Origin of the sequence: Arthrobacter sp. S41 (assembly GCF_004320535.1) — a bacterium.
Lineage (GTDB): Bacteria > Actinomycetota > Actinomycetes > Actinomycetales > Micrococcaceae > Glutamicibacter.
The window spans coordinates 2,058,131-2,082,648 of the sequence record NZ_SIHY01000001.1; the positions used below are offsets into that span (position 1 = coordinate 2,058,131).

Consider the following 24,518-nt stretch of genomic DNA (forward strand, 5'->3'; position numbering starts at 1 on the left):
CCGTGCATCAGCGGTGGCATCAGTTGGCTACTTTCTGGCTTCGAGCGTTCACTTGCGCCATGATGCGCCGGGCCCAGCCCCGGTACTCCAGGTGCAAGGTTCGATTCAAGGTGTCATGGCCCAAGGTGGGGTCTTCGGTGGGGCGTCCTAGAGCACTCAAGGTTTCGTTGCGTGAACCTTCGGCATTGATACAGGTCCCGTCGGCATCTGTGAGCAGCCCGCGCTCGCCGGTCCTGATCTTGACCTCGCCGGCAGAGAGTAACGAGCTGATCAATTCGTTGGCGGGTTCTCCGTCAGGGAAGGCAGCTGCGAGCACACCGGGAGGTGCGGTCACGGCATCGATGGTTAGGACGCCGCCGGTATGTTCCGTGCCGGATGTTTGGTGCTGGAGCATTCCGGCGTCGTACAGGGCCAGCAGTTTCTGCGCCGTCGGTTCTGGCGGTCCGAAAGCCATGCGTTCAAGATTAGTGGCTGCCGCGTTGAACTTCTTCCGGTCCGCCGGGGCCCACTGGTATCTAGCCAGTGCGGTCACTAGTTCTGAATACAGGCCAGACCAAACGATGGCCCACACCCATTCATGGGTTTGCGGCTTCAGCCCACGGTGCGCATCAAGGGTATATCTCATTTGTTCAAAGGGACTGGCCAGAGTGGAGAACTGCTCTGATCTCCCGTTATCCACCGTTTGTTTTAGGGATTCTTCGTTCGCCGGAACTCCGGCGCTACCGGCGATGTCCATGGCGCAAGCTAAAAGGATCCGCCACATCTGCTCGGTGTGGTGTTCGCTAGTGTTGCTCCACTGGCGCAGTTGTAACCGGTAGTTATGAAGAATGTCCTGCGCTTGGGTCGGAAGGCCCATGGGTTTGGGTGTCATCGGGATACAGTGACGCGAGAGCATGGTCATGAGCCGTGGTTCTTTTCCGCTGGGCACATATCTCAAGCGGCCCGGTGTCCCGTCCTCCGAAGGTGCCCATTGCCCGCCACGTCCCTCGGTCAACGTCATGACCACGTCATAAGCGGTCAGTGCTGCACCGCGGATCCGCACCGTGCTTCGGTCGGGCACCTTATGCTGAGCATCGGCCGAGCGCTCTACCGTTAGTTCAGCCGCAGTTATGGTCGTTGCCGACTTCTGCTCGTGTTGGTAGCCAGCGAGTCCATGCCCAGTGGCGATGACTACCTCGTCATAGAGGTCGTACCAGGAGTCGCTGGTCACCAACCACTGTCCTGCTTGGCGTTCCACTTTGTGCACTGCTGACGCCCGATGTGTGACCGGCAGTTTCCCGTGCTGTACCAATCGTTGAAATTGCTCGCTGAGGTACTCCCCGACAAGAGCCCTCGGCGGAAAGACCTCATCGGTAGTTCCCTGCAATGCGTTATTTCTGAATTCGTTGAACGTCTGATCGCACAGACTGGATGACGCGTCGATAATGCGCGAGTTGACGTTCAATCTCAGTTCGTTGGGCTGCGTGGTATTCCATACCCGTCCGGCTCCCGGCGGGTATGGGTCATAAACATCAACCTGAACTGTTTGGGCTTCGTTGTCGCTGAGCACATCGTTCAGTTCCAGCAAAGCAAACAAACATTTTGGTCCGCCTCCGATCATCGCTATGCGGATCATCGTTCAGCATCAACTTCTAACTCAGCTAAATTTGCAGACTGAGGCGACTCACCGAGAGTTTTTTGCACCCATTCGTCGTTGTAGACCGTGTGGAGATAGGGAACCCCCGAATCGTGCACGAGGAAAGCAACCCGTGATCCTTGGGGAATTTCTGGGAGCATTTTCCCCATGGCAGCGACGATTGCTCCGGTAGATGCTCCAGCAAGGATGCCTTCCCGCTTGGCCAGTAGTCGGCAGCCACGAACCATTTCGATCTCAGGTATACGTAAAACTTCGTCGGGCTGTACTTCTAGGGACAGCTCAGGGACGATTCCTGCACCCAGACCAGGCAGGCGCCGTTCGGCCGATTGGCCGCCAAAGAGCACCGAGCCCAGCGCATCCACCGCAATCAGTTTTGTTTTGAGCTGATGTTCTCGCACGTACTTTTGGCATCCGAGAATCGTGCCAGTGGTGCTGGTGGCGACAAAGAGCATATCTAGATCCCCACCCATCGCCTCCATGATTTCTGGCATGGTCGTGGAGTAATGAGCCTCGGGGTTGCGCGCAGACCCGTACTGGTTGGTGGTCACCGCACCAGGGTTTTCTGCCAACAGGGTAGCGACCCGTTTCCGGCGTGCGGCAAGTCTGTTGCCATCGGGTGGATCCACCACTAGGTCCACGGTTGCTCCATAGGCACGCATGATGTCTAGGGCTGATTTGTTGGCGTTTTCATCAACAACGGCAACAAATCTGATGTCTCGCACGATGCATTGCCGGGCCAGGGAAATCCCCAAGTTACCTGAAGTTGATTCCACCACCATTCCGCCAGGCTTCAGTTCACCTGTCTCTAGGAATGATGTGATCAGGGATTCCGCGGTGCGTTCCTTGGTGCTGCCAGAAAGTTGTAATGAGTCCAGTTTGGCGAATATTTCAATTTCGTTGGCATCGAAGAGACGCTCAAGTTTCACAATGGGTGAATTGAAGGGTGTTAAAGCACCGGTAACTTCCATAGTCACTACTCACATTCTTACGGCGGAGAACACTGCTGGCGGTCATTTCGATGTCAGTAGCTATGAGCTTGACTCGTCCCGTTTTTAGCAAGTCTATGTGTAGAAGTGAAGTGGTGGCTACCGGTGCCAGAGATTCAGATATAAGCTCCAGACCTTGCTCTCTTGCCGGTCAGCTGGCGTTCTGAGATTCCTCACTTACTAGGTGCTCATGAGCTACAACTTGGCCTCGGTCTCGTTGTTTCCAGGACAGACCCAGATAGAGCAGGAAGCTGACGAAGAAGCACGGAAGGGTGGCGCCAATTGGGCTTGGGAAGAGGTAGGTCAGCAGGTAGGCGACAACCGCACCTGCCACCCATACGGCAACGGCAATCGGGTTCACCCCGTTGCGGTACCAGTAGGCTCCACCGGTGTGGCGCAGGATGTCACGCGTGTAGCGCGAACGCTTGAGCAGGTAGTAGTCCACAATCATGATGGCGAAGACTGGAACGAAAAATGCACCGATGAGCGTCAAGAAATCAGTGAACTGATCCAGTAACGCTAGCCAGGTGGCTCCGAGGATGGAAACTGTACCGACCACCAAAGCTGTAGCCAAGAACGGCAGTTTACGTTCGGGACGAGAGTTGACCACCGAGGTGATCATTCCGTAGACCGCCATCGTATTGGTGGCCATCACCGATAAGAAAATGGCAATAGCCAGTGGGGCGCCAAAGGCTTCAACAAGGATTGTTGGATCAAACTCTGTTGCTTGGTCACCGGAAAGGATGACGTACCCAATAGCGGTGGCGCCAAGGATCATTGCCAACACGGTGGAAAGCGTATAGCCAATGCCTGAACCGACAATGCTGGCGCGAGTATTGCGCGCCATGCGGTTGATATCGGCCGATAGCACAGTCCATGAAATCGCCGTGGCAATCACGATATCCAGAACGATAAACGGTGTGTACCCTAGCGAGGTATCAACTGGGATCGCAGCAAACTCTGCAGGATTGTATTTGCCGAAGGCCATGGCAAAGACGTAGGCCATGATGGCCAAGATCAATACGGCAAGCCAGGGTTCAACTCTCGAGATTCCTTCGTGCCCAAACAGTGCCAGTATCACTACGAAGACTTGGCAAAGCACTGAGAATAGGACAGGATTGCTGAACCCGGTCGTGGAGGCAATTAGATAGTTGACGGTGACGCCCGCCAGCATGGCTTGCACCCAGCTCCATCCCATCAGCACGATGACATTGGCCGCCACGGGTAACAAGCTGCCTCGCGTGCCAAAAGCTCCGCGGGTGATGGCCATGGTCGGCAGCCCGGTGCGGGTGCCAATGTTTCCGATCAACACCAAGATGACGGCACCGATCAACGTTCCGGCAACGATCATCACCAGCGCCAGTGAGAAGTTCAGTCCGGGTACAAAGAAGGTTCCGGTCAGAAGTGTGGTTACCACGAGGTTTGCTGCTAGCCAGATCATGCCGATGCGGCCGGTGCCCAGCTGTCCGCGAATCGGGCCGGAGCTTTCGGCGCCGGCTTCTAGCTTCTGTTCAAATTTGCGGTAGAGATTCATGCGTTCTCACCGGTGGCTTCAGCTGGTGCTGTCTCCGGCACCGTTGAAAGGTGCTCGTGGATGGCTATCAGTGAGCCGTCTGTTTCGTGGCGGAAAACGATAGTTTCACGTTCTACATAGGAATCAGTGGTGTAGTTCTCTGGATCATTTCCAGTGCGGGTTTGTGTTGCCACGGTGTGGCTGAAGACTGCACCGCCAACGAAAACATGAACCAGTTGCTCAGTGGACTGGCATCCGGTGACCTGCCATCCATCACTGAGCCAGCTGTCCCAGAGTTTTTCGTAACTAGCGCGGTCATCTAAGCGGGATGCTTCGGGGTGAAAAATGAATGATGCTTCGGGCGCGAAGAGTGAGAAGTATTCTTCAGTGTTAGTCGTGCCAAATGCTTTCACGATTTTGGCGGCGGCGGCCAGAACGTCTTGTTCGGTAGGTGCAACTGTGCTCAACGGTTCTCCCAAGGATGAGGTCCGGATTCGGACGCTTCGAGGTGGGCATATGGCGTGAGATGGATTACCTATATGCATTTTTTGTTTACCCTAGGTGATCAGTTGGCACCGGTCAATGAATTCCGCTCTTATGACAAGCACCCTATGACCACGAAGTTACAGACATTTCGGACGTTAAATATAGACTATGCACTTTCAGTGCAATATGATGCACTAATGGAGACCAGCGCGGAGCGGCTCGCTCAAACCATCGGCACGCGAGTAAAAAACGAACGCAAAAAACACGAATGGACGCTGGATCAGCTCGCTGAGCATGCCGGGGTCAGCCGCCGCATGCTCATCAACGTTGAGCAAGGGACAGCCAACCCCAGCGTCAGCATTTTACTCAAACTTTCTGATGCGTTGGGACTAGGACTGCCCGCCCTGGTTGAACCGCCGGAAGCACGCCACTCTAATGTGACGCGCGCAGGCGAAGGTGCTGTCTTGTGGAACGGTGAGAATGGCGGCCGAGGAATTCTGGTGGCCGGCACCCAAGCCCCTGAAGTCGTTGAGCTATGGGACTGGAATTTAGCCCCCGGCGAGCGCCACGAGAGCGAAGCCCATGTTGCAGGAACCCGCGAACTTCTGCATCTGCTCAAAGGCTCTATCACCGTAGACGTTGATGGTGAAGCCCATGAGCTCAAAGCCGGTGATGCCATGTCCTTTGACGGGGACACCGCCCACTCTTACTCAAACATTCACAAGACCACCGCCATATTCAGCCTGTGCGTATTCGAACCAGGCGTGGGCCACACACATAAGACGGAGAACACCCATGACGAATAGACTGACCCCCACCGAATTCCTCTACGGCTGCTCCATTGACCCCTCGGTCATAGAACTACGCACCGACTACCGCGCACTACTGTTGGTGGTTGAAGGTATCGACCCACAGGCGAATTCTGAGATCGCTGATGAATTGATCAACAAGGCAGAAGCTCACGCCAATGAGTTATTGGCCTCCACCCCAGTGGATCAGCTACCGCAGATCAGCGCTTGGCGCGAAGCTTACCGCGGGTTTGGCGCCAAACCTCAACGCACCCGCAACAGCCTCGAAGCACTCACTCGTCGCGCGGGCACAGGCTTACCGCGTGTGAATGCATTGACTGATATTTACAACGCCATTTCCGTACTGCATCAAATTCCGCTCGGTGGCGAAGACTTTGATCTCTATGACGGACCGGCCATGCTCACCCGTGCCACCGGTGATGAATCCTTTGATACGACCGCCGGTGGCGAAGTGGTGCTAGAGAACCCTGAAGCAGGCGAAGTGATTTGGCGGGATAATACCGGGGTGACTTGCCGCCGCTGGAACTGGCGCCAAGGTAAGCGCACCGCGCTGTCCCAGGACACCACTACCGCTTTTTTCATCTTGGATGCTTTGGCACCCATGACCGATGAAGAGCTAGAGGCAACCGGCGAAGCCTTGAGCCAAGCCTTGGAATCTTTGGGCACCGCAGTACAAGTGTCCACGCGGATGGTAGGTGCCCAGTGAACCCTCGCTCCACACTCAATGGCCTGCCTCCGTGGACCTTGGCGGTTACCGCGATGCTGGCAGTCCAGCTATCCAACGCCACGTCCGTCTTTGTCATCGGGCAGGTTGGCGCTGGCGGTACGGCATGGCTTCGCATGTGCTTTGGCGTTGTTTTCCTCTGGATCATAGCGCGCCCAAATTTCCGCTCTATTCGCAAGCAAGACATTCCAGCGTTGATCGCACTAGGTGTGGTCACCGGTTTCATGACCGCGTTGTTCCTCGAAGCCGTTGACCGCATACCCCTGGGCACTGCCGTATCCATCGAGTTCCTCGGTCCGCTCACCGTTGCGGGAATCATGAGCAAAAACCGCAAGGCGTTGATGTGGCCAATATTGGCTGTCCTAGGCGTTGTACTGCTCACCGAACCGTGGCACGGGAAAATTGACGCAGTAGGTGTGATGTTCGCACTGGGCGCCGGAACCTGTTGGGGCTTATACAACATACTGACTCAACACGTTGGTGATCGCTTCTCGGGAATCAGCGGCTTGTCATTGACCATCCCCGTGGCTGCCATCGCAACGATGCCGGTGGGCCTGCCACAAGTTATCAGCCACGATTTTGCGTGGTGGACTCTGCCCGCTGCAGCGGGCATTGCCCTCATCACCCCGGTCATCGCCTTTGGTTTGGAGATGTTGGCCCTCAAGCGGATGACGCACACCGCTTTTGGCACATTGCTTTCCATCGAACCGGCCTTTGGCATTCTTATCGGCTTGCTCGTTTTGGCCCAGACCCCAACCTGGTTCCAAGTCTTTGGCATCATTATCGTGATCGCTGCCGGAGCCGGAGCACAGCGCGGAGGGCGCCGCACGAGCGATGACTTACCTCTGTCAGATCTGCCGCTGGAAACTCAAAAATAGTTTGTTGGCTACTGCTCAATTTCGCATAAAGATATCGCCCAAGATCTTCTTGATCTTGGGCGATATCTTTAGTCCAACTAGCGGATCCTGAACTCGGAGAACGACTGGGGACTCTCCGGGAGGTCAGAGCTGATCGAACGTTTTCTGTTCGTTTGCAACATAGTCACGGATAGCACTGCCGGCAACACTCGCCGAAGCCATCGCGGTAATACGTCCAGCACCGCCGAATTATTGGCCGGCCGCCGGAAAACCCAGGGCTGTAGTGCCATCAACAACCAATGGAAGAATGACGGCGCGCAGGCCCGAGCCCACTTCATTGAGCTCAGCAAAAACCGTACTGCATTCTTTGCAAACTTTACTGTGCTGCTTTAATGCCTTCTCTTCTTTGCTTTTATTAGAGCCAAAGATCAAAGGGAGAAGATGCTTGCGCGCATCAACGCCCCGCTGCGACAGCACGCACGGATCCTTCAGATGTGCCGCAAGATACGCCTAACGCTGACCGTCACGTGCGCGGATGGCGAGGGCTGAAACGGCAAAAGGCGTCACACCAAGAATCGGAGCAAACTCACGCTGCGGCAGGCGCCCCATCTTTCCATCACGCCCACCTCGCTGATAAAGCAAGAGGCTGGGGATACGGTGCGTCGATTTTGGGGTTCACCGGCAAGGAACTCGGTAAAGAAATACCCCTCTATTATCTGCCCAGAAAGGCCAAGAATTAGTGAACCGGAGGATGCTCCGCAATGCAGAAGAGGTTGCCTTCTGGATCTGCCAGAGTAGTCCACTGAACGTGCTCAAATTCTTCGAGGACATCCCATTTGTGTGTAGCGCCCAGTTCGATCACCCGCTGAACTTCTTCTTCCCGTGTTCCCCAAGGGACCGTGAGATCCATATGAGCGTCCTGCGACTGCAAACGTGGCCCGGTGGCAGGCTGGAAGAACATTCCAAAGCCGTCAGCACTGGCAGGTGCCAGGTAGAAGCTGTCGCCTCCACCAGAAATTTGGTTGCCGGTTACTGCTGCCCAAAAGGTGGCCTGTGTTTGTGGGTTGTCGGCGGTCATGTTGATTGCGCCCAAGGAAATCTTTGATGAGGTCATGCCTTTACCGTACTCCTAGGCACCGACCAGATGCCCTTTGGTTCTCACTTCGGGTCACTCACTCCGGGCCAGAACGGCAATCGACCTCAACCATGATCAATGGTTGAGGGCGATTCTCATTTGTTCAATGATTCCTAGTGTTCGCTGACGCGCTCACCTTCGACGCCGTTGTTCAGCGCCAGGGCGTCTTGAGACGTTCCGCGTTTCTTCAGGTTCTTGCGCACCAGCGGCCAGAAGGCGACGAGCACCGCGGTGGCCAGCAAGCTGGTCCACACCTGGGTTCGACCGCTCTCGGAGCTGAGCATGACTCCCAGCACGCCCGCGATAGCAACAAACAGCACAATGTTCAGCCATGGGTGCAGCCACACCTTCAGCTTAAGATTCGCAACCTCTTCGGAGGTCATCTTCTGGCGTAAGCGCATCTGCGTCAACGAAATGAAGACGTAGACGAACAACGCCACCAGACCGGCAGAGTTCATGATGAAGTCGAAGACTCCCGAATCGGGAGCAGCGAAGTTCACAATAGTCGCAATCACCGCACCGGAAGTGGAAGCCACCAAAGCCCACAATGGGACGCCGTTCTTGGAACGGCGGGCCATAAACTTAGGAGCGAACCCTTGATCAGCCAGCGCGGCAAACATGCGCGAGGCCGAATACAGTCCAGAGTTGAGCACGGAAATCACCGCGGTGAAGATGACCAGCTGCATGATGATCGCAGCTCCCGGCAAACCGAGCAGTTCAAAGACCTTGGTAAACGGGGCTGCGGCTACGTTCACTGGTTCAGGCAGCTCATCCCATGGAATCACCATGGTGATGATAAATACGGCTCCGACAAAGAAGAGCAGGATACGCCAGATCACGGTACTGGTCGCCTGTTTAATTCCCTTGGCTGGGTCCTCAGACTCGGCCGCTGCCATCACGGCGATCTCGGTGCCGAAGTAGGAGAAAATCACCAGTGCCACACCGGTGAGCGCCACCCCATAGCCATTCGGGGCAAACCCGCCATGATTCCACAAGTTGCTCACCGAAATTTCGGTATCAGGCCACAGGCCCAACGCGAAGAGCAGACCAGCGCCGAGGAAGACCACGATGGCCAAGACCTTGATGCTTGCCAGCCAGAATTCGACTTCGCCGAAGGTACGCACAGAGATGGCGTTAGTGCCGATGAAGATTAGGATCAGGATCAGCGACCAGGTCCAGGCAGGGAGGAAAGCAAACCAGGAGTTCAGGGTTTCACCGCCAAGCACCGCTTCGTAGGCGAGCACTCCGACCCAGAAATACCAGTACAGCCAACCCACCAGGTACGCGGCCCAATTGCCCAGCCCTACTCGGGCATACTCCATGAAGGAACCGACCGCAGGGCGGGTAGCTGCCATCTCACCGAGCATCCGCATGGCAAGAAATACCAGCAAGCCGCCGATGAGGTAAGAGATAATTGCCGCTGGACCCACCGAACGGATGACGTTGCCCGAACCGACGAACAAGCTTGCGCCGATGATTCCGCCGAGGGTAATCATCATGACGTGGCGCGAGCGAAGCTGCTTGGGCTTAACTGTCGTTCCGGTTGGGGTGCTGGAGGGATCTTGTGTTCCTGCCATGGTGCCTCACTAGAGAAAGGTTCAATCTGCACGCGTTGCTGCAATGATTTTTCGTACGGTTCAGCATAAACGGTTCGCTGTCAGCGAAGAAATTGCGTGTCTACGCATGCAGAGTGGCGGTGGGAATCTGGACCGCCCAATGAACCGAGCAAGTGCGGCTCCTGGACGTCTTCACTTGAATCCCGCCGCAATCCCGAATGCAACTGTGAATCCCCGCGGAATCCAGCGGGATATCAACGCGACGTACGTCCAAACCCAGTCCAAAAAGTCTTCCGGGTATGCCCGGAGGAAGATGGATTCACGAAGCGTTCTCGATAAAGAAGCAACGTGGATCATGCGCATCAAAGACCCGAACGAAATCACCTTTTAACAAGTCAGTTACCTATTTTTAATTGCCTGACACCTCAGCGAGTTCACATTGCGCTCATGTACTAGCAACTCGTGGCTCCTGTTTTATCCATAGCTTCATGGTTGTTCGTCATCAAGGGCACGGCAGTCGGTGCGCTTCCTCAAGAGATGAAAGATTCAAGGGATCAACCCTTCCAGGTTTGAGCCCGCTCCCCCATTTGTCCTATAGATCCACATCCAAGACTTTAGAAGAAGCAACCCCAGGCTGCCGCAGCATTACACCTAGGGTCAGACCGACTGTCAGAGCTAATGCTTAGAGGGCCGGTTCCTTGCTTCACCCTAAACCAAAGGACGCCCACCAAAGGCTTTCAAGCAGACCATGGCTTGCTAGATGTTTTCCGGTGGCCTGCCTCTGGTTAGAGATCGTTACAACACTGAGCAATTAGGGTTGCTCACCTTGCGCTGTAAGGCTATGTCTCGCTGGGGATTTTGCTGGCACCCCTCAGCGTCGCTTGAGTTTTCCCCATCGGAAAAAATCTTCTTGATTCCAATCAATATTGTGTGACAATATTCCTGTGTCATTGGAATTCTCTAACAGTGCGGACAAACACGGCATAGACCGCAGAGATGCATTGAACGCTATTTTGAATTATCAGTATCGCGAAGAGAAATTTGCCAAGCCCAGTGTCGGATCGCACGGTCCCCCGACCTGTTCATCGGTCCATTACGAGACCGCTCAAAGTTGCTAGAAGTTATGGCGGTAGTTACCCCGCCAAACAAGGTCTTCAACTTTCACGCCATGGAGGCTCGAAAGAAGATTTTGAATATTGTGCGAGAAAGCACTCAGTAGACATGCATAAGAAGAATCCACCCATCAAGAGCTCAGGCACCTTTGACATGTTGAGCGAAACTGAGATCAAAGAGCTAGAGGTTTGGGCAGAAACTGCGCAGATCTCTGAAAATGCGTTGATTAGTAAATCCGAAGCTGCGGGTGCCGGAATGGATCTACTCGCAACTGCCTTAGGTTCGAAAATAGCGGTGCATCGCGCCGTTGGGAAACCGTCCCTCAGTGGACGCGGCATATCTCCCGCCAGATCTGTACGACTACCTGCAGACATGGATGAGAAGTTAATCGAAAGAGCAGAGCATGACCAGATAAAGCCCAGCGAGGTCATCCGTCGCGCCTTGGACGAGTACCTCTCGCGCGCGTCCTGATCTTCTTTGCAGACACCCCGCTGACGGACCGAAGGGGAGCGCCGAAGAAGCACCTAGTCGCTTGAAGTTCCCTCGACCAACTGTGCATTCCCATGCAACGTTCCGGTTGATAGCCCGAAGACCACCGGCTGCGGTCCACTACTGCAGCACGAAGATTCTTCCTGTGCCGGGGCATCACATGAGCCACCCAGATCCGTAGAGCAGACTCCGGTTTCCGGTAGGTCCAGCTCCACCCGGTCAGCGGCTTGGCTATCGCCGGATAACGCGGCGGCAATGGAGCGCACCTGCTCATACCCGGTTGCCATCAAGAAGGTTGGGGCGCGTCCGTAGCTCTTCATTCCGACGATGTAGAAGTTCTTTTCCGGATGAGCCAGCAACTTTTCTCCGTGCGCGGTGACCGTGCCACAACTATGGAACGCGGGATCAATTAGTGGCCCCAACTGTCGTGGTGCTTCAACACTTTCATCCAAATCCAAACGAAGCTCGGAAAGCATCTGCAGGTCTGGGCGGAAACCGGTCGCCGCGATAATTCGGTCCACTACAAGCTCCCGGCCATCGGACAGGGACACAGTCAATTGATCTTCGGACTTCAGCGAAGCCACAGCCACATTTTCAAGTAGCTGCACGTTGCCGTTTTCTACCAGTCGGCGCAGTGAAGTGCCCAGCTGTCCTCGCGCAGGCAGCTGATCAGCCGCGCCACCGCCATAGAGGCGAATCGGATTCGCGTCCCCACGCAAGCCCCACACGACCCTGGTCTCGGGATACTGCTTTTGCAATCGACCCAGCGCAATGATGGTGTTGGCTGCCGAGTGCCCGGCGCCGAGAACCAGCAAGGACTTTCCAGCCAATTCCTGCTCATCAGCACCTAGCGGATCAACAAGACCACCGAGGATATATCCGCGTTCGCGGGCTTTCGCTTCTCCGATGGCTTCGATACCTGCTCGGCCTACTGGGCTGGGTTGGTTCCAGGTTCCGCTGGCATCAACCACGGCGCGACCAATGAGATCTACTTGATCCTCGTTAGTTTGGGCGCGCACCAAAAATAGTGTTTCGTCCCGATTGGCACCGCGAGTCTTGTCTACACCGCGCCCGTCGGCGGCGATGCGGCTGACCTTGATAACCCGGTGACCGTAACGAATGCGTGGCGCCAGTTCGGGATGCGCGGCCAGCGGCTGAAGGTACTCGCTGACCAGTTCGCCGCCGGTAGGAAGTTTGGTGATTCGCGGTGCTTCCCACTCCCCTGCATAGCCTTCGCTTGCGGTTTCCAACAGACGCTGAGCGGCAGCGTCGATGTTAAACCGCCAAGGAGAGAAGAGCTTGATGTGTGCCCACTGCTTGATGGCCGAACCAGCCTGCTCTCCTGCTTCCAGAACCAATACTTCCTGACCGCGTTCACGCAGGTGTGCTGCGGTGGCCAGGCCAATGGGTCCTGCACCAATTACGATCACCGGATAGGTTGAGCTCATGGCATTCTCCTTAGCGTAAGGACTGCGTTAGGTGGCTAGTTAGCTGGTAGCAACTCGGAAATCAGGGTTTCGATCCGGCTGCGGATCTCGTCGCGGATTGGACGTACGGCGTCCACTCCTTGACCGGCTGGGTCTTCCAGCTTCCAGTCTTCGTAGCGCTTACCCGGGAAGATCGGGCAGGTATCTCCGCAGCCCATGGTGATCACTACATCGGATTCTTTCACCGCTTCGGTGGTCAAAATCTTTGGAGTTTCAGCCGACATGTCAATGCCTTCTTCGGCCATGGCTGCCACGGCTGAAGGGTTCACCGAATCAGCTGGTGCGGAACCGGCTGAACGGACCTCAATCTTGCCCTCGGAAAGATGGGAGAGGTACGCAGCAGCCATTTGTGAACGTCCTGCATTGTGAACGCAGACAAAGAGTACCGAAGGTTTGTGGAGCTCAGTCATGGTTAGTTGATTCCTTAGGCCGAAGTAGTTGCGAGTTCAGTGGATGGGAAGAATTTGCGAGTCCAGAGGGCCACATACACAAGTGCCACCAAAACTGGTACTTCGATCAGTGGACCAACCACGCCAGCGAGCGCTTGTCCACTGGTTGCACCGAAGGTGGCAATGGCCACCGCGATAGCCAGCTCAAAGTTGTTGCCAGCTGCAGTGAAAGCCAGCGTAGTGGTGCGTGGGTAGCCAAGATTCAGGGCTCGACCAATGAGCATTCCAGCACCAAAAACCACCACAAAATAGGTCAGTAGCGGCAGCGCCATCCGCAGTACATCCCACGGTTTGGAGATGATGTTATCTCCCTGCAAGGCAAAGAGCAGAACAATGGTGAACAACAGACCGTAGAGCGCCCACGGGCCAATCTTTGGCAGGAATTTACCCTCGTACCAATCCCTGCCCTTGGCTTTTTCACCCAGGGTTCGGGTCAAGAAACCAGCCAGCAGTGGGATGCCCAAGAAGACGAGTACCGAGGCGGTGATGGCACCTATGGAGAATTCTGCACTGGTGGTTTCCAGCCCTAACCAGGAAGGCAGCAACTGGAGGTAAAACCAACCCAGCGCACCAAAGGCAACGACTTGGAAGATCGAGTTGATGGCTACCAGCACGGCTGCCGCTTCTCGGTCACCGCAGGCCAAATCGTTCCAGATGAACACCATCGCGATGCAGCGAGCCAAACCAACAATGATCAGCCCCGTGCGGTACTCGGGGAGGTCTGCGAGGAAGATCCAGGCCAGGACAAACATGAAGGCCGGTGCCAGCACCCAGTTGATCACCAGCGAAGTGATCATGAGCTTTTTATCAGTGAGAACTCGAGAGGTTTCGTTGTAACGCACCTTGGCTAGGACCGGGTACATCATCACTAAGAGCCCCATGGCAATGGGAACCGAAACCCCACCGACAGTGAAGCGGTCCAACAGTTCACCCAGCGCAGGAAAGATGCGTCCCAACCCCAGCCCGATGGCCATGGCTAGCAGGATCCATAGTGCCAAATATCGGTCTAGGAAAGAGAGCTTCGCCGCCACGGGGGCGGTGTCGGGCATTGGCGCGGGTGTCACTGAATTATCACTCCAAGATTAGACATCGACGACTATCGATATTTCGAGTATCCTTGCGTATATCGACGTTTGTCAATCTCTGACGGAACTACGAAAGCGGCCCAAACAATGAGTACGGACACAAGCACCGAGTCGGGCCTGAACCTTCAGCCTTTCGAATCTCCATGTTGTGTTCCAGCTGAGGGCAAAGACATCCTTCAGGCAGAAGAAGCCGAGCTACTCGCCTCTCATTTTAAGGCGCTCAGCGATCCCAACCGGCTTCGCATTCTCTCGATTGTCTCGGCGAACAAGGATTCCGAGACGTGCGTCTGCGACTTGCCCGAACCCCTGGGACTGAAGCAACCCACCGTCTCCCATCACCTGAAAATCTTGGTTGAGGCAGGGCTTTTACACCGCGAAAAGCGTGGCGTCTGGGCCTACTTCTCCGTGGTTCCCGGCGCACTGGAATCCCTAAGCGCAGCCTTGGTGGCAAAAAAGTAGCTTCATTAGTTCAGATGACCCCGCCCTAGCGAGCCGGTCAGCTCACTGCCGTCCACTCAAAGCCTCAGCTCGTACAGGTACGTGTCCATCCACTGTCCGGCAACCTCACCACATGCGCCCTTCGCAATACGTTCTCGGCGGCCGACTTCCCGGAAACCAACTTTTTTGTGCAGTGATCTACTACCTTCATTGCCGGAAATAATCGCTGATTGAATCGTCCAATAACCCTGCTCATTGGCCCGTTTGATGAGCTCTTGAAGCAGTATGGTTCCGATCCCACGCCCCGAGCATTGCGGATCAATGTAGACCGAATGCTCAACGACCCCACGGTAGGCGGAGCGTTCTGAAATAGGCGCGGCAGCAGCCCAACCGGCAACATTTCCCTCGGGATCGAGCGCCACCAAGGTCAGCTCCGGGATCTTCGCACCAAAGAATTTTTCCTTGGACGGAACCTCTGATTCAAAAGTTGCCAGCCCGGTTGTGATCCCTTGCCCATAAATAGTGGATACCGACTCCCAGTGATCTTGGGTCATCTGAGCAATCTGAATATCAGCGCTATTGGTCTTCCCCACGTCCAATCCTTCCCAAGGGTTCTGGCGCTATTTGGTGCGGATTTTCGGCGAGCGTTCATTCCCAACACGCTAATCCAAGGCAACCGTACGGTTCCAAGTGAATTCCGGTGCCCGCTTTTCTAGGAACGCCGTAATGCCCGTGGTTGGATCATCCGAGACATCCATCTGCTGTTGCCAATAGGCATTGACCTCTTCTAGGTCAATGCCACCAACAGCTATCGCGTCTACGATGGCTTTCATGGCCTGAATCGACAGGGCTGAACGCCCTGCCAGGTGTTGTGCGTACTTTTCGATTTCTTCCCAAAATCCCTGAACTGGCAAAACGCTTCTAACCAGGCCAACGTTTTTTGCCTCATCTGCGTCGATGAAGTCAGCGCTGAACAGCAATTGCTTGGCTACGCCAGGGCCGACAAGATGAACTAGACGTTCAATGCCACTGGTGGGATAAACGATGCCAATCTTGGACGGAGTAATCCCGAAGTGGGCACGCTCGCTAGCGATGCGGATATCGCAGGCTCCGGCTATCTGCCAACCACCGCCGACACAATAACCATCAATCGCCGCGATAGTTGGTTTAGGGAATGCTGCCAACGCGTTTTCTCCGGCGCTGACATGTCCACCGTCATGACGGCCTGACTCTGCATCATGCAAGATTGCGCGCAAGTCGCTGATATCAGCACCGGCGCTGAAGTTCTCTCCGGCCCCGCGAACTACCAGCACGCGTACCGAGTCGTCTTCAGCCAGGGTATAAAGCAGGGTCGCAAACTGTCCCCACATATCTTTGGACACCGCATTACGTCGACGCGGATTATCGATATACAGCGTTGCCACCGCGCCACTGCGTTCTACGCGCAGGCTACCGGTTAGATCCGGTTGCTGTTCGACACTCATAGTCCGCCCCTTAGTGCTGACCCAGCTCTGGGCCAGTTGATCAGTCCTGCCTCTATCAAAGCATCATTCGTTCTTCACCAAGCGAACTAGCTTTTACTCGGCCCATTTTGTTGCTTCTAGCCGCGCAACTTTACGTTGATTTGTTTGGTCTGGGTGAAGCCGGCCAGCATGCCCTCTAGAGATACTTCGCGCCCGATGCCTGACTGCTTGTAGCCACCATAGGATTGGCCCACCACTTGGCCACCTCCCTGGTTGACTTGAACCCAACCTGCTTCCACACGGTGGGCAGTGTTCAGCGCATTATCTAGGTTGTGACTCCATACGTAGGCGGCCAAACCATAGTGCGAATCGTTGGCCATCTTCACGACCTCGTCGACTTCTTTCCAACGAATAGCCACCAGCACTGGCCCAAAAATCTCTTCTTGTGCAAGACGGAAGTCATTGCTTGCTCCGCCAAAAACGGTGGGCTGGTGGAAGTATCCTTCGGTCAGTGGCCCTGAAGTTGGCTCGTCTCCACCCAAAGCTACGGTCAGCGCCGAGTTGTTCCGACCTTCTTGCAGGTAGTCACTGATTTGGCGGTGCTGGCTGGCATTGATGATCGCGCCCATGTCAGTGGCCTCATCCAGCGGGTCACCCACCTTCAGCGCTCCGAGCTTAAGGGTCAGCTTTTCCAAGACTTCGTCATAGACGTCTTCATGTAGGAAAAGCCTCGATCCGGCGGTGCAGCTTTGCCCCTGACGGGTGAAGCGCGAGGCGGCAAGCAGCCCATCAATCAGTTCATCGTCTACGGCATCGGGGAAGACAATCGAAGGATTCTTTCCGCCTAGTTCCAGAGAGACATGTGCAAGGCGTTCGCTTGCGGTGCGGGCGACTCCTCGACCTACGTCGGTTGATCCGGTGAAGGAGACTTTGTCCACGCCAGGGTGCTCGGATAGGGCCTGACCTATCACGGATCCGCGACCGGTCAACGCGTTGAGCACTCCTGCGGGCAGGTGTCGGTTGCAGATTTCGGCAAGTAGCAAGATGGTCAGCGGCGCATCGTCGGCCGCTTTGAGGATGACAGTATTTCCGGCTGCTAGCGCCGCTGGAATCTTAAAGCCGGCAATCATCAGCGGTGAGTTCCACGGCAAGATACACGCGACCACTCCCAACGGTTCAAGTCGGGTGTACTGCAGTTGGTTCTCGCCAGCGGGCAGTGTGGTGCCTTTGACTTCGCCCGCGATGCCGGAGAAGTAGCGGAACAGGGCCACCAGCGTGGTGACTTCCGGGCGGGCCTGGGTGCGCAGCGCGTTGCCGGTATCAAGGGAGGTGAGCTTAGCGAAGTCTTCGGCTCGTGCTTCAATGTCGTCGGCGATTTTGGCCAGTGCCCTGGCACGCTCGGTGAAGTGCACCCCGCGCCATGCACCAAACGCCTTGCGAGCTGAGTCAACCGCTCGATCCACATCTTTGATACCGGCGGCAGGCACTCGGGCGATGACACTTTCACGGATCGCCGGGTTGCGGACCTCGCGCCATTCACCGGTACTCGATTCGGTTTTTTCGCCATCTATCCACATGGGCTGGTCAAAACCGTTGAGCAGGTTTTCGGTGCGTGGATCAGTGTTAGAAGTGCTCATTGTTCCTCGTATTCAATAAAGCTAGGGTTGACCAGATCAGTTGGCGGGCTTGGCTGCGGCGGAAGCAGCTCGGATCTCGTTGATAATTCCGGAGAAGTCTTTGCGTGCGCCTTCACCGGCAGCAAAGTCTCGGTAGATCTTTTCGGCGGCCACTCCCAGTCGGGCTTGAACGCCTGCGGCGTCCACCGCCTGGACCGCTAAGCCGAGGTCCTTGGCCATCAATGCACCGGCGAAGCCTGGCTCGAAGTTTTTGTTGGCCGGGCTTGTTGGTACCGGTCCGGGGACTGGGCAGTTGCTGGTCAGCGCCCAACATTGGCCGGTGGCTGCGGAGGCCACTTCAAAGAGCGCTTCATTGGACAGTCCGAGGCTTTCACCCAGTACAAAAGCTTCAGAAACGGCAATCATGCTCACGCCGAGGATCATGTTGTTGCAGACCTTCGCCGCTTGTCCGGCGCCAGGGCCGCCACAGTGCACAATTCGCTTGCCCATATCTTTGAAGATGACTTCTGCGTCGGCAAAATCTGCGTCGCTGCCGCCAACCATGAAGGTCAGTGTCCCGTTTTCTGCACCGGTGGTTCCGCCGGATACTGGGGCGTCCACACCGCGATGCCCGGCGGCGCTGAGCATCTGATGCACTGTGTGGGCATCGTCCACGGCAATGGTTGAGCATTCCAAGAACAGCGTTCCTTTGGCGGCTGCTGCGAGTAGTCCGTCCGGTCCCTCGAACGCGCCGATTACGTGGCGACCGGCGGGAAGCATGGTGATGACAACGTCGGCATCCGTCACTGCTTGGGCCCCGGATTCGGCAATATTCACGCCGGCCTTGATCGCAGCTTCTAGGGCTGGGGCCGAGAGATCAAAGCCTGTTACCTGATGTCCTGCCTTGACCAGGTTGGCGGCCATATAACCACCCATATGGCCCAGACCGATGAATGCGATGTTCTTTACCATTGAAATTCTCTCTTCTTCATTGAAGGTTTATTCGTTGGGGTTTCAGTCTGCAACCCGGAAGTCTATGAGTCCAGCAAGGTTCTGCCTACGATCAGGCGCATGATCTCGTTGCTGCCTTCAAGGATCTGATGCACTCGAAGGTCACGGGCAATTTTCTCCAACCCGTATTCAGCCAAGTATCCGTAGCCGCCGTGGAGCTGTATGGCGGAATTGGCAGCATTAAATCCTGCGTCGGTGGCTAGTCGTTTGGCCATGGCACACAGCCTCACTGCGTTGGGTGCGCCTGCATCCAACGCTGCTGCCGCCCGCCACAGTAGAGTGCGGGCGGCTTCTAATTCGGTTTCCATATCGGCAAGTTTGAAAACCAAAGACTGTTGATTAGTTAGTGGGCCGCCAAAAGCTTCACGCTCTTTGAGATAGGCAACTGACTTTTCTAAGGCTTTCTGTCCGCCACCTAGCGAGCATGCACCAATGTTCAGACGTCCACCGTTCAAACCCTTCATGGCAAAGCCAAAACCGTCACCTTCAGCTCCCAATAGGTTGCCTGCGGGTACTCGGACGTTGTCGAGGATGACCTGTCGGGTAGGTTGTGCGTTCCAGCCCATCTTCTTTTCGTTAGGGCCGAAGGACAAACCTTGAGCATCGGCAGGGACGAGGATCGCGGAGATGCCACGCGATCCGGTGTCCGCGGTGCGAGCCATAACAACGTAAGCGGCCGAAGATCCGGCGCCGGAGATGAATTGCTTAACGCCATTGAGCACGTATTCGTCGCCTTCGCGCACTGCTCGGGTGCGAAGAGCTGCGGCGTCTGAACCCACGCCGGGTTCGGTTAGGCAGTAGCTACCCAAGGACTGCATGGAGGCCAGCTGCGGGATCCACTGCTCACGCAGTTCTCTGGATCCGAAGGTATCGATCATCCAGACAACCATGTTGTGGATGGAAATGTAGGCTGCGATGGTCGGATCAGCCTTGGCAAGCTCTTCAAAAATCAGCACCGCATCACTGCGGGTCAGTCCGGAGCCGCCGAACTCTTCGGTGGCGTAGATGCCACCCATTCCCAATTCACCGGCTTGGGCCAAAACCTCTACGGGAAAGTATTTATTTTCGTCCCAGCTCGCCGCGTTTGGTTCCAATGCGGTGGTTGCAAAATCACGCACCATATCTACTAGTGCGCGCTGGTCCTCGGTAATTTCAAACATGCTCGGGCCTTCCAAAGATGCGGTTAGCCACAAATATAGTTGGACATCCTACTAAATACTAGGGCTTCCAAGTAAATACTTGGAGCGAGAAACCAATCCTTGCTCAGCACGCGATTTAGGGCTTGTTTTTCATAGCAAGAAGCAGGACTCGAAGGTCCTACAGGGGGGCATCTAGTCGCTACCCAGTAACCTCACCGCAAGCACCTTGTGCACGAGACTAGTAGAGCCAATGCGCCGGACAGAGGGCAGATTTATCCCCGCCAAAGATACTATTTGGCCCATTCATTGAGTGCGATGCGTAGAATCTCGCTTCATGAGTCCGGATAAGAGACAACGTAAGTCCTCTAAGCAGTCACGCTTGCCACTAAAAGCAACCTCGCAGGCAAAGTGAGCGCCCTCCAGCGATGATGTACATTCATTGGTTTACTTCAAGCGCCATAAGGATGATGATCCGAACCAACCTTCTCCAGGTCGAGATTTTCTAAAATCCTGCCCACCGAAAGTTCGGGCAACCATGAGGGCAGTACTTATCGCAGTGGCCGAGGCCCCTCCAAAAAGCTTCTCTGGCGGCGGATACTGGGAAGCAATGCACTGCGATATGTCTGGATGGTTTGAGATTCGCGTCGACGGCCCAAAGAAGAAAGAACATTTCCGTCTTTTCTGCAGACTCGATTACGAAGCAGAAGGACTCGACAAGCCTTTGCTTGTAATTATTGACGGTCGAAGCAAACCAATTCGAACGACGCTTTCAGATGAAGACTACGCTGCAGTGCGCAAGCTAGGCGACGAATATTTCAGTCGAAACCCACGGCCTCTTGCTTGAGTCCATTATTACGCAGCTCTTGAAGCCTTCGTAGTTTGACGGAGTTTTTCTAAGTATTCAGCCAATTCTTCCGTGTTGGCAGATCTTCCTTCGAGTAGCGGCCGGGTGAGCGCCGAGCGTTCTGATTTAGGTAGAGGTTCAAGCTTTACCCTCATGCCCAAAGCTGCAGCCACTTCGGCGAGCGTCCCAAGTGTCGGATTAGATGCACTGCCAGAAAAGAGCCGTCGCATTGTTGCCGGCTCAGCACTTATAGCGCGGGCCAGGCTAGCTTTCGACAATCCCGCGGCAACGCGAGCCTCATCCAGACCATTCACGATGCTGTCGATAGTGGCAATCCGGATCGATTCGACAACGTACTCCCTGAGGAATTCCGGATCCTCAAGATCCTTAGCTAGATCGTCCCAAAATGTTGTTGACGCTTCCATTGAACCCTCCTCGGCGTGGATTCTAGCGTAACATATATGCTACGCCATATGAACTGCACACCGTCGCGCTCTAGTGGAATCCAACCGTCCTGATCAACCGGAACTGGCGCACTTAGAGCAGTTCGTTCAGATAGCGGTTAAGCGAAACGCCTTGCTCCGAAGCTTTGATTGTTAGGTCCCGATGTTTTTGGGGTGACACTCGCAGTCGAATATTTCCGCTGTACACACGTGTGGCAAATGGGCTTGGCACTTCTTCGCCTGCTCTGGATAAGTCAGCAACCGCGCTTCTCACCAGACCAAGCATCCCCGACAGTGCGGTTGCTTGGGACTCGGCCAGCCAGGACAGTGACGGGAACTCGGCCACGGTGGCGAGATACTCATCATCTTCAGCGGACCACGCAACACTGTACTTATAGCGAGTTACTTGCACTGATTCTTCAGTTGCCATCTTCCGTTCCCCATTTCCTTGATAACCGGAGGCCCTAGTTTCACCTAATAAGACCCAGTTGTCCCGTTGGTGTTTTGAACGTCCACGGGTTACGCCAAAAAACTTTGACGCGGAATACCCAAATCATGCGCTGCAAGCTTTGGTCAGCTTTGAGAAACGAACCTTATTGGGACCTTGGCTCATCTGCGCCACAACGGCGTCTACCAATGGCATGACACCATAGTTCCACTATTGGTACCAATTAAACAAGAGGGCACAGAGCCGTCTCGGTATTACCGAAACAGGTCCAGGTACGCCAACGAATAGCCGACTCGATACTCGCTGGCTGGTTCGCTAGCAACCATCTGGCGGTCAGTTATCGCCATTTCAACTTGGTCCGTCACGATGCCATCTACCGGCAGGCTCAACAGCTCCCGAATTTTGGACTCGTCATTAACGGTCCAAACGTAGACTTCCTGACCCTGCTCGTGAGCCTGATCCAGCAAGTCTGGACGGAACGATGCCTGTTCCAACGTGTAGAAATCGCAGTTCACCTGTGGCAGCCTGCCAACACTCATGGCCACAGTGAGACCAACACGAAGTTCAGGGCGTTGGCGCTTAATTTCCTTGACTGCAGGAGCGTTGAGCGAGTGGTAGATATTATCGGTTGCAGTCCCGGCCGCATCGATTTCTTTGAGGAATTCCTTGAGGTATCCCTTATGCTCATGCCCGTTGACCTTGAGCTCTACTAGAACCGGTATTCCAAGTTCTTTGGCATGCTTCAAGTACTCCGCCATGGTGGGAATGTGGTCGGTGAAGCCACCCTCTCGGACGGTCACCTTTTGTACCTCGTCCACGGTCATGTCGTAGATATTCTTGTTGACGCCGGAAACCATCAGCAGATTGGTGTCGTGGCTTGCGACGAACTTTCCGTCCTTGGTCTGCTGGAAATCCGCTTCAACATAGTCGGCCTTGTTTTCGGCAGCGGCATCCAGAGCACCAAGCGTATTTTCCACCCCACCGGCGGCATAACCGCGGTGGGCTATCACCAAACTGTCTTCGGCACTGGAGGTTGTTTGGCCCAAGGCCGGAGCGGCATACAAACTGGCGGAGACCGCAAGACCAAAAGCCAGCGCCTCTACCGAGGCACGGGTAGCTTTGGCCTGCACAGTGCGCTTGCGTAGCGTGTACTCCTCAAAGACGGAGGTGAGTCCGAGGTGGTCACGTCCCAAAGCGACCAGAATTTGCAGGGCCACCACTGTGGCAGCACCGATGATCATGAACCCTAGGGTATGGCCTACCCCGATGCACAAGCTCGCAACCACCGCAGAGCTTTGCGCAGTCATGATGTTGGTGGCCATCTCGGAGATCCACGCCAGAACTTCTACCAACAGCGAGGCGCTCAACGCGGCTATCCCTAGTGGCAGACCCACAAGCAGAAGATATCGGAAGAAGTTCTTATGCGTTGCTTTGAGGCTTCCGCCCAATGCTGCGTATGACTTTTTCTCGCCAATAACCAACAGTGGCAGGGTCAGAATCAGACGTAGGTTCAGCCACAAGATCGCGGCGATCATCAATGCATAAAGGCCCGTGCTTAGCGGGACCTTCAGGTACTCACGGGTGATAAACGGCGGAATACCCACACCTTGAATCAATACCGATGAGAGGCCCAAGCCGCCCATTGGCAACGCCAGGAAGAAGTAAACCATCAACAGTGGAGATGGATAGCGCAGCAACTTGCGCATCACCGTAAGAGTATCCCTGACCATGTCAGCCAGGTTTGGTGGGCGGCCTGATTGTTGCCGATTGACCATCACGATCAACGCCACGAACTGCAAACTAATGGCCGCAAAAGCAAGGATCGCGATGGCCAGTATCAACAGAAGGGAGATCGGATGGGTCAGCAATTCCGTATAGGTACGGTCGGTGACGTTTTCCAAATGACTAGCTTCAAGGGCCAGCCCAAACAGGTACTTGATAGCCGGCAAGACGCCTAGTCCGTTGATCAGCTGAATCACGCTAATGACAGCTAGGTAGCGGAAAACTCGCGCATGGCTAAGACGCCAAATTCGACGAAGGAATCCGGGAATCTGCGAAAAGGTTGGTGCCACCTCGCGGGTCGCCGGGTGCAACTGAGCAGAATGATCCGGGCAAGTAGATCCGAATTTCATTCTGTCGTTCACAGCGTTTTATCCCGTTCCAATCGTTTCGAAAGCTAAAGAAGGCTAACGACTATCTTATCCCGGTCTCTTTTTCTGCGCTGTGGAGGGGGTCTCAGAAACAACCCCGAATTCTTAGAGTTCTCTGGACGATTCTGGATTCAAAAGCGTTAAGGATGGCAACAATTTATTTTGCGCCAAACGCTGGGGTCGTAGCTTCGCAGTCCACGCGTTGGCCTGGTGCGCCCGTTTCAGAAGCTATTTCTTTAACACCGTCTAGGAGAATCTTGCAGGTTGCCGTTGCGTCTTTCCCCGGCGTGGCAGCAATGGCCGCATCTTGTTCTGCGGTGACCATACTTTCCAAGGACCAGACCTTGCGAGATTTCTTCTTCTCGTCGGCATTAGCTGTCACCGTATCTTCGGTGACTTCAGCCGACTCCTCGCCACGCTTTTGCGCCTCAAGATAGGAGACTTCGCTCAAAGTGTCGTCGGAGGCACCATCCACGCTGACTTCATAGGTCACAGACCACGCATCGGAAATTGCTTTGTCGTAGGAGTCCACTGCGCCGCACCCTGCCAGACCTACGCCTAATGCTAAAAATGCTGTGCTCGCCGACATTCGGGCAATGTTGCGAGAAAGGTCGGACGATGAAAATCCACGCATGAAATTC

Annotated in this window: 25 protein-coding genes; 6 read left to right on the top strand and 19 right to left on the bottom strand. The window is 55.2% G+C overall.

Annotation, left to right across the window (positions count from 1 at the left end):
* Nucleotides 1-19: 19 nt before the first annotated feature.
* The 4 genes from EYR88_RS09465 to EYR88_RS09480 form a co-directional block, all read right to left on the bottom strand.
* Nucleotides 20-1,615, bottom strand: a complete 1,596-nt coding sequence (locus EYR88_RS09465) for an FAD/NAD(P)-binding domain-containing protein (protein WP_131089387.1) — start codon at nt 1,613-1,615, stop codon at nt 20-22.
* Nucleotides 1,612-2,604, bottom strand: a complete 993-nt coding sequence (locus EYR88_RS09470) for a pyridoxal-phosphate dependent enzyme (protein WP_242632558.1) — start codon at nt 2,602-2,604, stop codon at nt 1,612-1,614. Before EYR88_RS09470 ends, EYR88_RS09465 begins: the two co-directional genes overlap by 4 nt.
* A 169-nt stretch (nt 2,605-2,773) precedes the next feature.
* Nucleotides 2,774-4,156 carry a cytosine permease gene (locus EYR88_RS09475; protein ID WP_131089389.1) on the bottom strand — a complete coding sequence of 461 codons (1,383 nt, stop codon included), beginning with the start codon at nt 4,154-4,156 and terminating at the stop codon, nt 2,774-2,776.
* A complete protein-coding gene (locus EYR88_RS09480; RefSeq protein WP_242632504.1) occupies nt 4,153-4,602 on the bottom strand; it encodes a nuclear transport factor 2 family protein in 450 nt (149 codons plus the stop codon). The genes EYR88_RS09475 and EYR88_RS09480 overlap by 4 nt, the downstream gene beginning before the upstream one ends.
* A gap of 216 nt (nt 4,603-4,818) precedes the next feature.
* On the opposite strand from EYR88_RS09480, the gene EYR88_RS09485 reads away from it, so the two are divergent.
* The 3 genes from EYR88_RS09485 to EYR88_RS09495 are packed head-to-tail and all read left to right on the top strand — an operon-like array spanning nt 4,819 to nt 7,032.
* Nucleotides 4,819-5,427 carry an XRE family transcriptional regulator gene (locus tag EYR88_RS09485; RefSeq protein ID WP_131089391.1) on the top strand — a complete coding sequence of 203 codons (609 nt, stop codon included), beginning with the start codon at nt 4,819-4,821 and terminating at the stop codon, nt 5,425-5,427.
* Nucleotides 5,417-6,136 (top strand): phenylalanine--tRNA ligase beta subunit-related protein, encoded by a 720-nt coding sequence (locus tag EYR88_RS09490; RefSeq protein WP_131089392.1) that lies wholly within the window; start codon nt 5,417-5,419, stop codon nt 6,134-6,136. Before EYR88_RS09485 ends, EYR88_RS09490 begins: the two co-directional genes overlap by 11 nt.
* Entirely contained in the window at nt 6,133-7,032 is a 900-nt protein-coding gene (locus tag EYR88_RS09495; RefSeq protein ID WP_315973767.1) for an EamA family transporter, read from the top strand. The genes EYR88_RS09490 and EYR88_RS09495 overlap by 4 nt, the downstream gene beginning before the upstream one ends.
* Before the next feature lie 228 nt (nt 7,033-7,260).
* On the opposite strand, the gene EYR88_RS09500 is transcribed toward EYR88_RS09495, so the two are convergent.
* The 3 genes from EYR88_RS09500 to EYR88_RS09510 all read right to left on the bottom strand — a co-directional run bounded on the left by EYR88_RS09500 (nt 7,261) and on the right by EYR88_RS09510 (nt 9,723).
* Nucleotides 7,261-7,488, bottom strand: a complete 228-nt coding sequence (locus tag EYR88_RS09500; protein ID WP_131089393.1) for a hypothetical protein — start codon at nt 7,486-7,488, stop codon at nt 7,261-7,263.
* Between the two features lie 259 nt (nt 7,489-7,747).
* Nucleotides 7,748-8,125, bottom strand: coding sequence for a VOC family protein (locus tag EYR88_RS09505; RefSeq protein ID WP_131089394.1), 378 nt, complete (start codon nt 8,123-8,125; stop codon nt 7,748-7,750).
* A gap of 134 nt (nt 8,126-8,259) precedes the next feature.
* Complete coding sequence (locus EYR88_RS09510) at nt 8,260-9,723, bottom strand: amino acid permease (RefSeq protein WP_131089395.1); 1,464 nt, start codon at nt 9,721-9,723, stop codon at nt 8,260-8,262.
* Nucleotides 9,724-10,923: 1,200 nt separating this feature from the next.
* Here EYR88_RS09510 and EYR88_RS09520 point away from each other — a divergent pair.
* Nucleotides 10,924-11,286, top strand: a complete 363-nt coding sequence (locus tag EYR88_RS09520) for a hypothetical protein (RefSeq protein ID WP_131089396.1) — start codon at nt 10,924-10,926, stop codon at nt 11,284-11,286.
* Between the two features lie 53 nt (nt 11,287-11,339).
* Here EYR88_RS09520 and EYR88_RS09525 read toward each other — a convergent pair whose 3' ends face one another.
* From EYR88_RS09525 to arsB, 3 genes are read right to left on the bottom strand one after another with little or no spacing between them, the layout of a single operon-like run.
* On the bottom strand, nt 11,340-12,752 hold the full coding sequence (locus EYR88_RS09525) for an FAD-dependent oxidoreductase (protein WP_131089397.1): 1,413 nt from the start codon (nt 12,750-12,752) through the stop codon (nt 11,340-11,342).
* A gap of 35 nt (nt 12,753-12,787) precedes the next feature.
* Nucleotides 12,788-13,201: an arsenate reductase ArsC gene (locus EYR88_RS09530; RefSeq protein WP_131089398.1), complete on the bottom strand. Its 414-nt coding sequence runs from the start codon at nt 13,199-13,201 to the stop codon at nt 12,788-12,790.
* 14 nt (nt 13,202-13,215) lie between these two features.
* Nucleotides 13,216-14,289, bottom strand: a complete 1,074-nt coding sequence (arsB, locus tag EYR88_RS09535) for an ACR3 family arsenite efflux transporter (RefSeq protein ID WP_131089852.1) — start codon at nt 14,287-14,289, stop codon at nt 13,216-13,218.
* Nucleotides 14,290-14,412: 123 nt separating this feature from the next.
* Between arsB and EYR88_RS09540 the strand changes: the two genes are divergently transcribed.
* The gene (locus EYR88_RS09540; RefSeq protein ID WP_131089399.1) at nt 14,413-14,784 is read left to right on the top strand and encodes a metalloregulator ArsR/SmtB family transcription factor; all 372 of its coding nucleotides are present in this window, start codon (nt 14,413-14,415) and stop codon (nt 14,782-14,784) included.
* Between the two features lie 56 nt (nt 14,785-14,840).
* On the opposite strand, the gene EYR88_RS09545 is transcribed toward EYR88_RS09540, so the two are convergent.
* From EYR88_RS09545 to EYR88_RS09565, 5 genes are all read right to left on the bottom strand, one after another.
* A complete protein-coding gene (locus EYR88_RS09545) occupies nt 14,841-15,356 on the bottom strand; it encodes a GNAT family N-acetyltransferase (protein WP_242632505.1) in 516 nt (171 codons plus the stop codon).
* Between the two features lie 69 nt (nt 15,357-15,425).
* Nucleotides 15,426-16,247 (bottom strand): enoyl-CoA hydratase-related protein, encoded by an 822-nt coding sequence (locus EYR88_RS09550; RefSeq protein ID WP_131089400.1) that lies wholly within the window; start codon nt 16,245-16,247, stop codon nt 15,426-15,428.
* 116 nt (nt 16,248-16,363) lie between these two features.
* The gene (locus tag EYR88_RS09555; protein WP_131089401.1) at nt 16,364-17,863 is read right to left on the bottom strand and encodes an aldehyde dehydrogenase family protein; all 1,500 of its coding nucleotides are present in this window, start codon (nt 17,861-17,863) and stop codon (nt 16,364-16,366) included.
* 36 nt (nt 17,864-17,899) lie between these two features.
* Nucleotides 17,900-18,814: a 3-hydroxyisobutyrate dehydrogenase gene (gene mmsB, locus EYR88_RS09560; protein ID WP_131089402.1), complete on the bottom strand. Its 915-nt coding sequence runs from the start codon at nt 18,812-18,814 to the stop codon at nt 17,900-17,902.
* A 62-nt stretch (nt 18,815-18,876) separates the two neighbouring features.
* On the bottom strand, nt 18,877-20,013 hold the full coding sequence (locus tag EYR88_RS09565) for an acyl-CoA dehydrogenase family protein (RefSeq protein ID WP_131089403.1): 1,137 nt from the start codon (nt 20,011-20,013) through the stop codon (nt 18,877-18,879).
* 535 nt (nt 20,014-20,548) lie between these two features.
* On the opposite strand from EYR88_RS09565, the gene EYR88_RS09570 reads away from it, so the two are divergent.
* Complete coding sequence (locus EYR88_RS09570) at nt 20,549-20,836, top strand: hypothetical protein (protein ID WP_207306484.1); 288 nt, start codon at nt 20,549-20,551, stop codon at nt 20,834-20,836.
* A gap of 8 nt (nt 20,837-20,844) precedes the next feature.
* On the opposite strand, the gene EYR88_RS09575 is transcribed toward EYR88_RS09570, so the two are convergent.
* The 4 genes from EYR88_RS09575 to EYR88_RS09590 form a co-directional block, all read right to left on the bottom strand.
* Complete coding sequence (locus EYR88_RS09575; protein ID WP_131089405.1) at nt 20,845-21,261, bottom strand: helix-turn-helix transcriptional regulator; 417 nt, start codon at nt 21,259-21,261, stop codon at nt 20,845-20,847.
* Nucleotides 21,262-21,373: 112 nt separating this feature from the next.
* On the bottom strand, nt 21,374-21,709 hold the full coding sequence (locus EYR88_RS09580) for a toxin-antitoxin system HicB family antitoxin (RefSeq protein WP_131089406.1): 336 nt from the start codon (nt 21,707-21,709) through the stop codon (nt 21,374-21,376).
* A gap of 272 nt (nt 21,710-21,981) precedes the next feature.
* Nucleotides 21,982-23,859, bottom strand: coding sequence for a glycerophosphodiester phosphodiesterase (locus EYR88_RS09585; protein WP_131089407.1), 1,878 nt, complete (start codon nt 23,857-23,859; stop codon nt 21,982-21,984).
* A gap of 175 nt (nt 23,860-24,034) precedes the next feature.
* Nucleotides 24,035-24,511, bottom strand: a complete 477-nt coding sequence (locus EYR88_RS09590; protein ID WP_131089408.1) for a hypothetical protein — start codon at nt 24,509-24,511, stop codon at nt 24,035-24,037.
* Nucleotides 24,512-24,518: the final 7 nt, after the last annotated feature.

Excerpts from the sequence above, each read along its gene's own strand:
- EYR88_RS09465 (WP_131089387.1), bottom strand. The coding sequence starts at position 1,615 with ATGATCCGCATAGCGATGATCGGAGGCGGACCAAAATGTTTGTTTGCT.
- EYR88_RS09470 (WP_242632558.1), bottom strand. The coding sequence starts at position 2,604 with ATGGAAGTTACCGGTGCTTTAACACCCTTCAATTCACCCATTGTGAAA.
- EYR88_RS09475 (WP_131089389.1), bottom strand. The coding sequence starts at position 4,156 with ATGAATCTCTACCGCAAATTTGAACAGAAGCTAGAAGCCGGCGCCGAA.
- EYR88_RS09485 (WP_131089391.1), top strand. The coding sequence starts at position 4,819 with ATGGAGACCAGCGCGGAGCGGCTCGCTCAAACCATCGGCACGCGAGTA.
- EYR88_RS09490 (WP_131089392.1), top strand. The coding sequence starts at position 5,417 with ATGACGAATAGACTGACCCCCACCGAATTCCTCTACGGCTGCTCCATT.
- EYR88_RS09505 (WP_131089394.1), bottom strand. The coding sequence starts at position 8,125 with ATGACCTCATCAAAGATTTCCTTGGGCGCAATCAACATGACCGCCGAC.
- EYR88_RS09510 (WP_131089395.1), bottom strand. The coding sequence starts at position 9,723 with ATGGCAGGAACACAAGATCCCTCCAGCACCCCAACCGGAACGACAGTT.
- EYR88_RS09520 (WP_131089396.1), top strand. The coding sequence starts at position 10,924 with ATGCATAAGAAGAATCCACCCATCAAGAGCTCAGGCACCTTTGACATG.
- EYR88_RS09525 (WP_131089397.1), bottom strand. The coding sequence starts at position 12,752 with ATGAGCTCAACCTATCCGGTGATCGTAATTGGTGCAGGACCCATTGGC.
- EYR88_RS09530 (WP_131089398.1), bottom strand. The coding sequence starts at position 13,201 with ATGACTGAGCTCCACAAACCTTCGGTACTCTTTGTCTGCGTTCACAAT.
- arsB (WP_131089852.1), bottom strand. The coding sequence starts at position 14,289 with ATGCCCGACACCGCCCCCGTGGCGGCGAAGCTCTCTTTCCTAGACCGA.
- EYR88_RS09540 (WP_131089399.1), top strand. The coding sequence starts at position 14,413 with ATGAGTACGGACACAAGCACCGAGTCGGGCCTGAACCTTCAGCCTTTC.
- EYR88_RS09550 (WP_131089400.1), bottom strand. The coding sequence starts at position 16,247 with ATGAGTGTCGAACAGCAACCGGATCTAACCGGTAGCCTGCGCGTAGAA.
- EYR88_RS09555 (WP_131089401.1), bottom strand. The coding sequence starts at position 17,863 with ATGAGCACTTCTAACACTGATCCACGCACCGAAAACCTGCTCAACGGT.
- mmsB (WP_131089402.1), bottom strand. The coding sequence starts at position 18,814 with ATGGTAAAGAACATCGCATTCATCGGTCTGGGCCATATGGGTGGTTAT.
- EYR88_RS09565 (WP_131089403.1), bottom strand. The coding sequence starts at position 20,013 with ATGTTTGAAATTACCGAGGACCAGCGCGCACTAGTAGATATGGTGCGT.
- EYR88_RS09575 (WP_131089405.1), bottom strand. The coding sequence starts at position 21,261 with ATGGAAGCGTCAACAACATTTTGGGACGATCTAGCTAAGGATCTTGAG.
- EYR88_RS09580 (WP_131089406.1), bottom strand. The coding sequence starts at position 21,709 with ATGGCAACTGAAGAATCAGTGCAAGTAACTCGCTATAAGTACAGTGTT.
- EYR88_RS09585 (WP_131089407.1), bottom strand. The coding sequence starts at position 23,859 with ATGAAATTCGGATCTACTTGCCCGGATCATTCTGCTCAGTTGCACCCG.
- EYR88_RS09590 (WP_131089408.1), bottom strand. The coding sequence starts at position 24,511 with ATGCGTGGATTTTCATCGTCCGACCTTTCTCGCAACATTGCCCGAATG.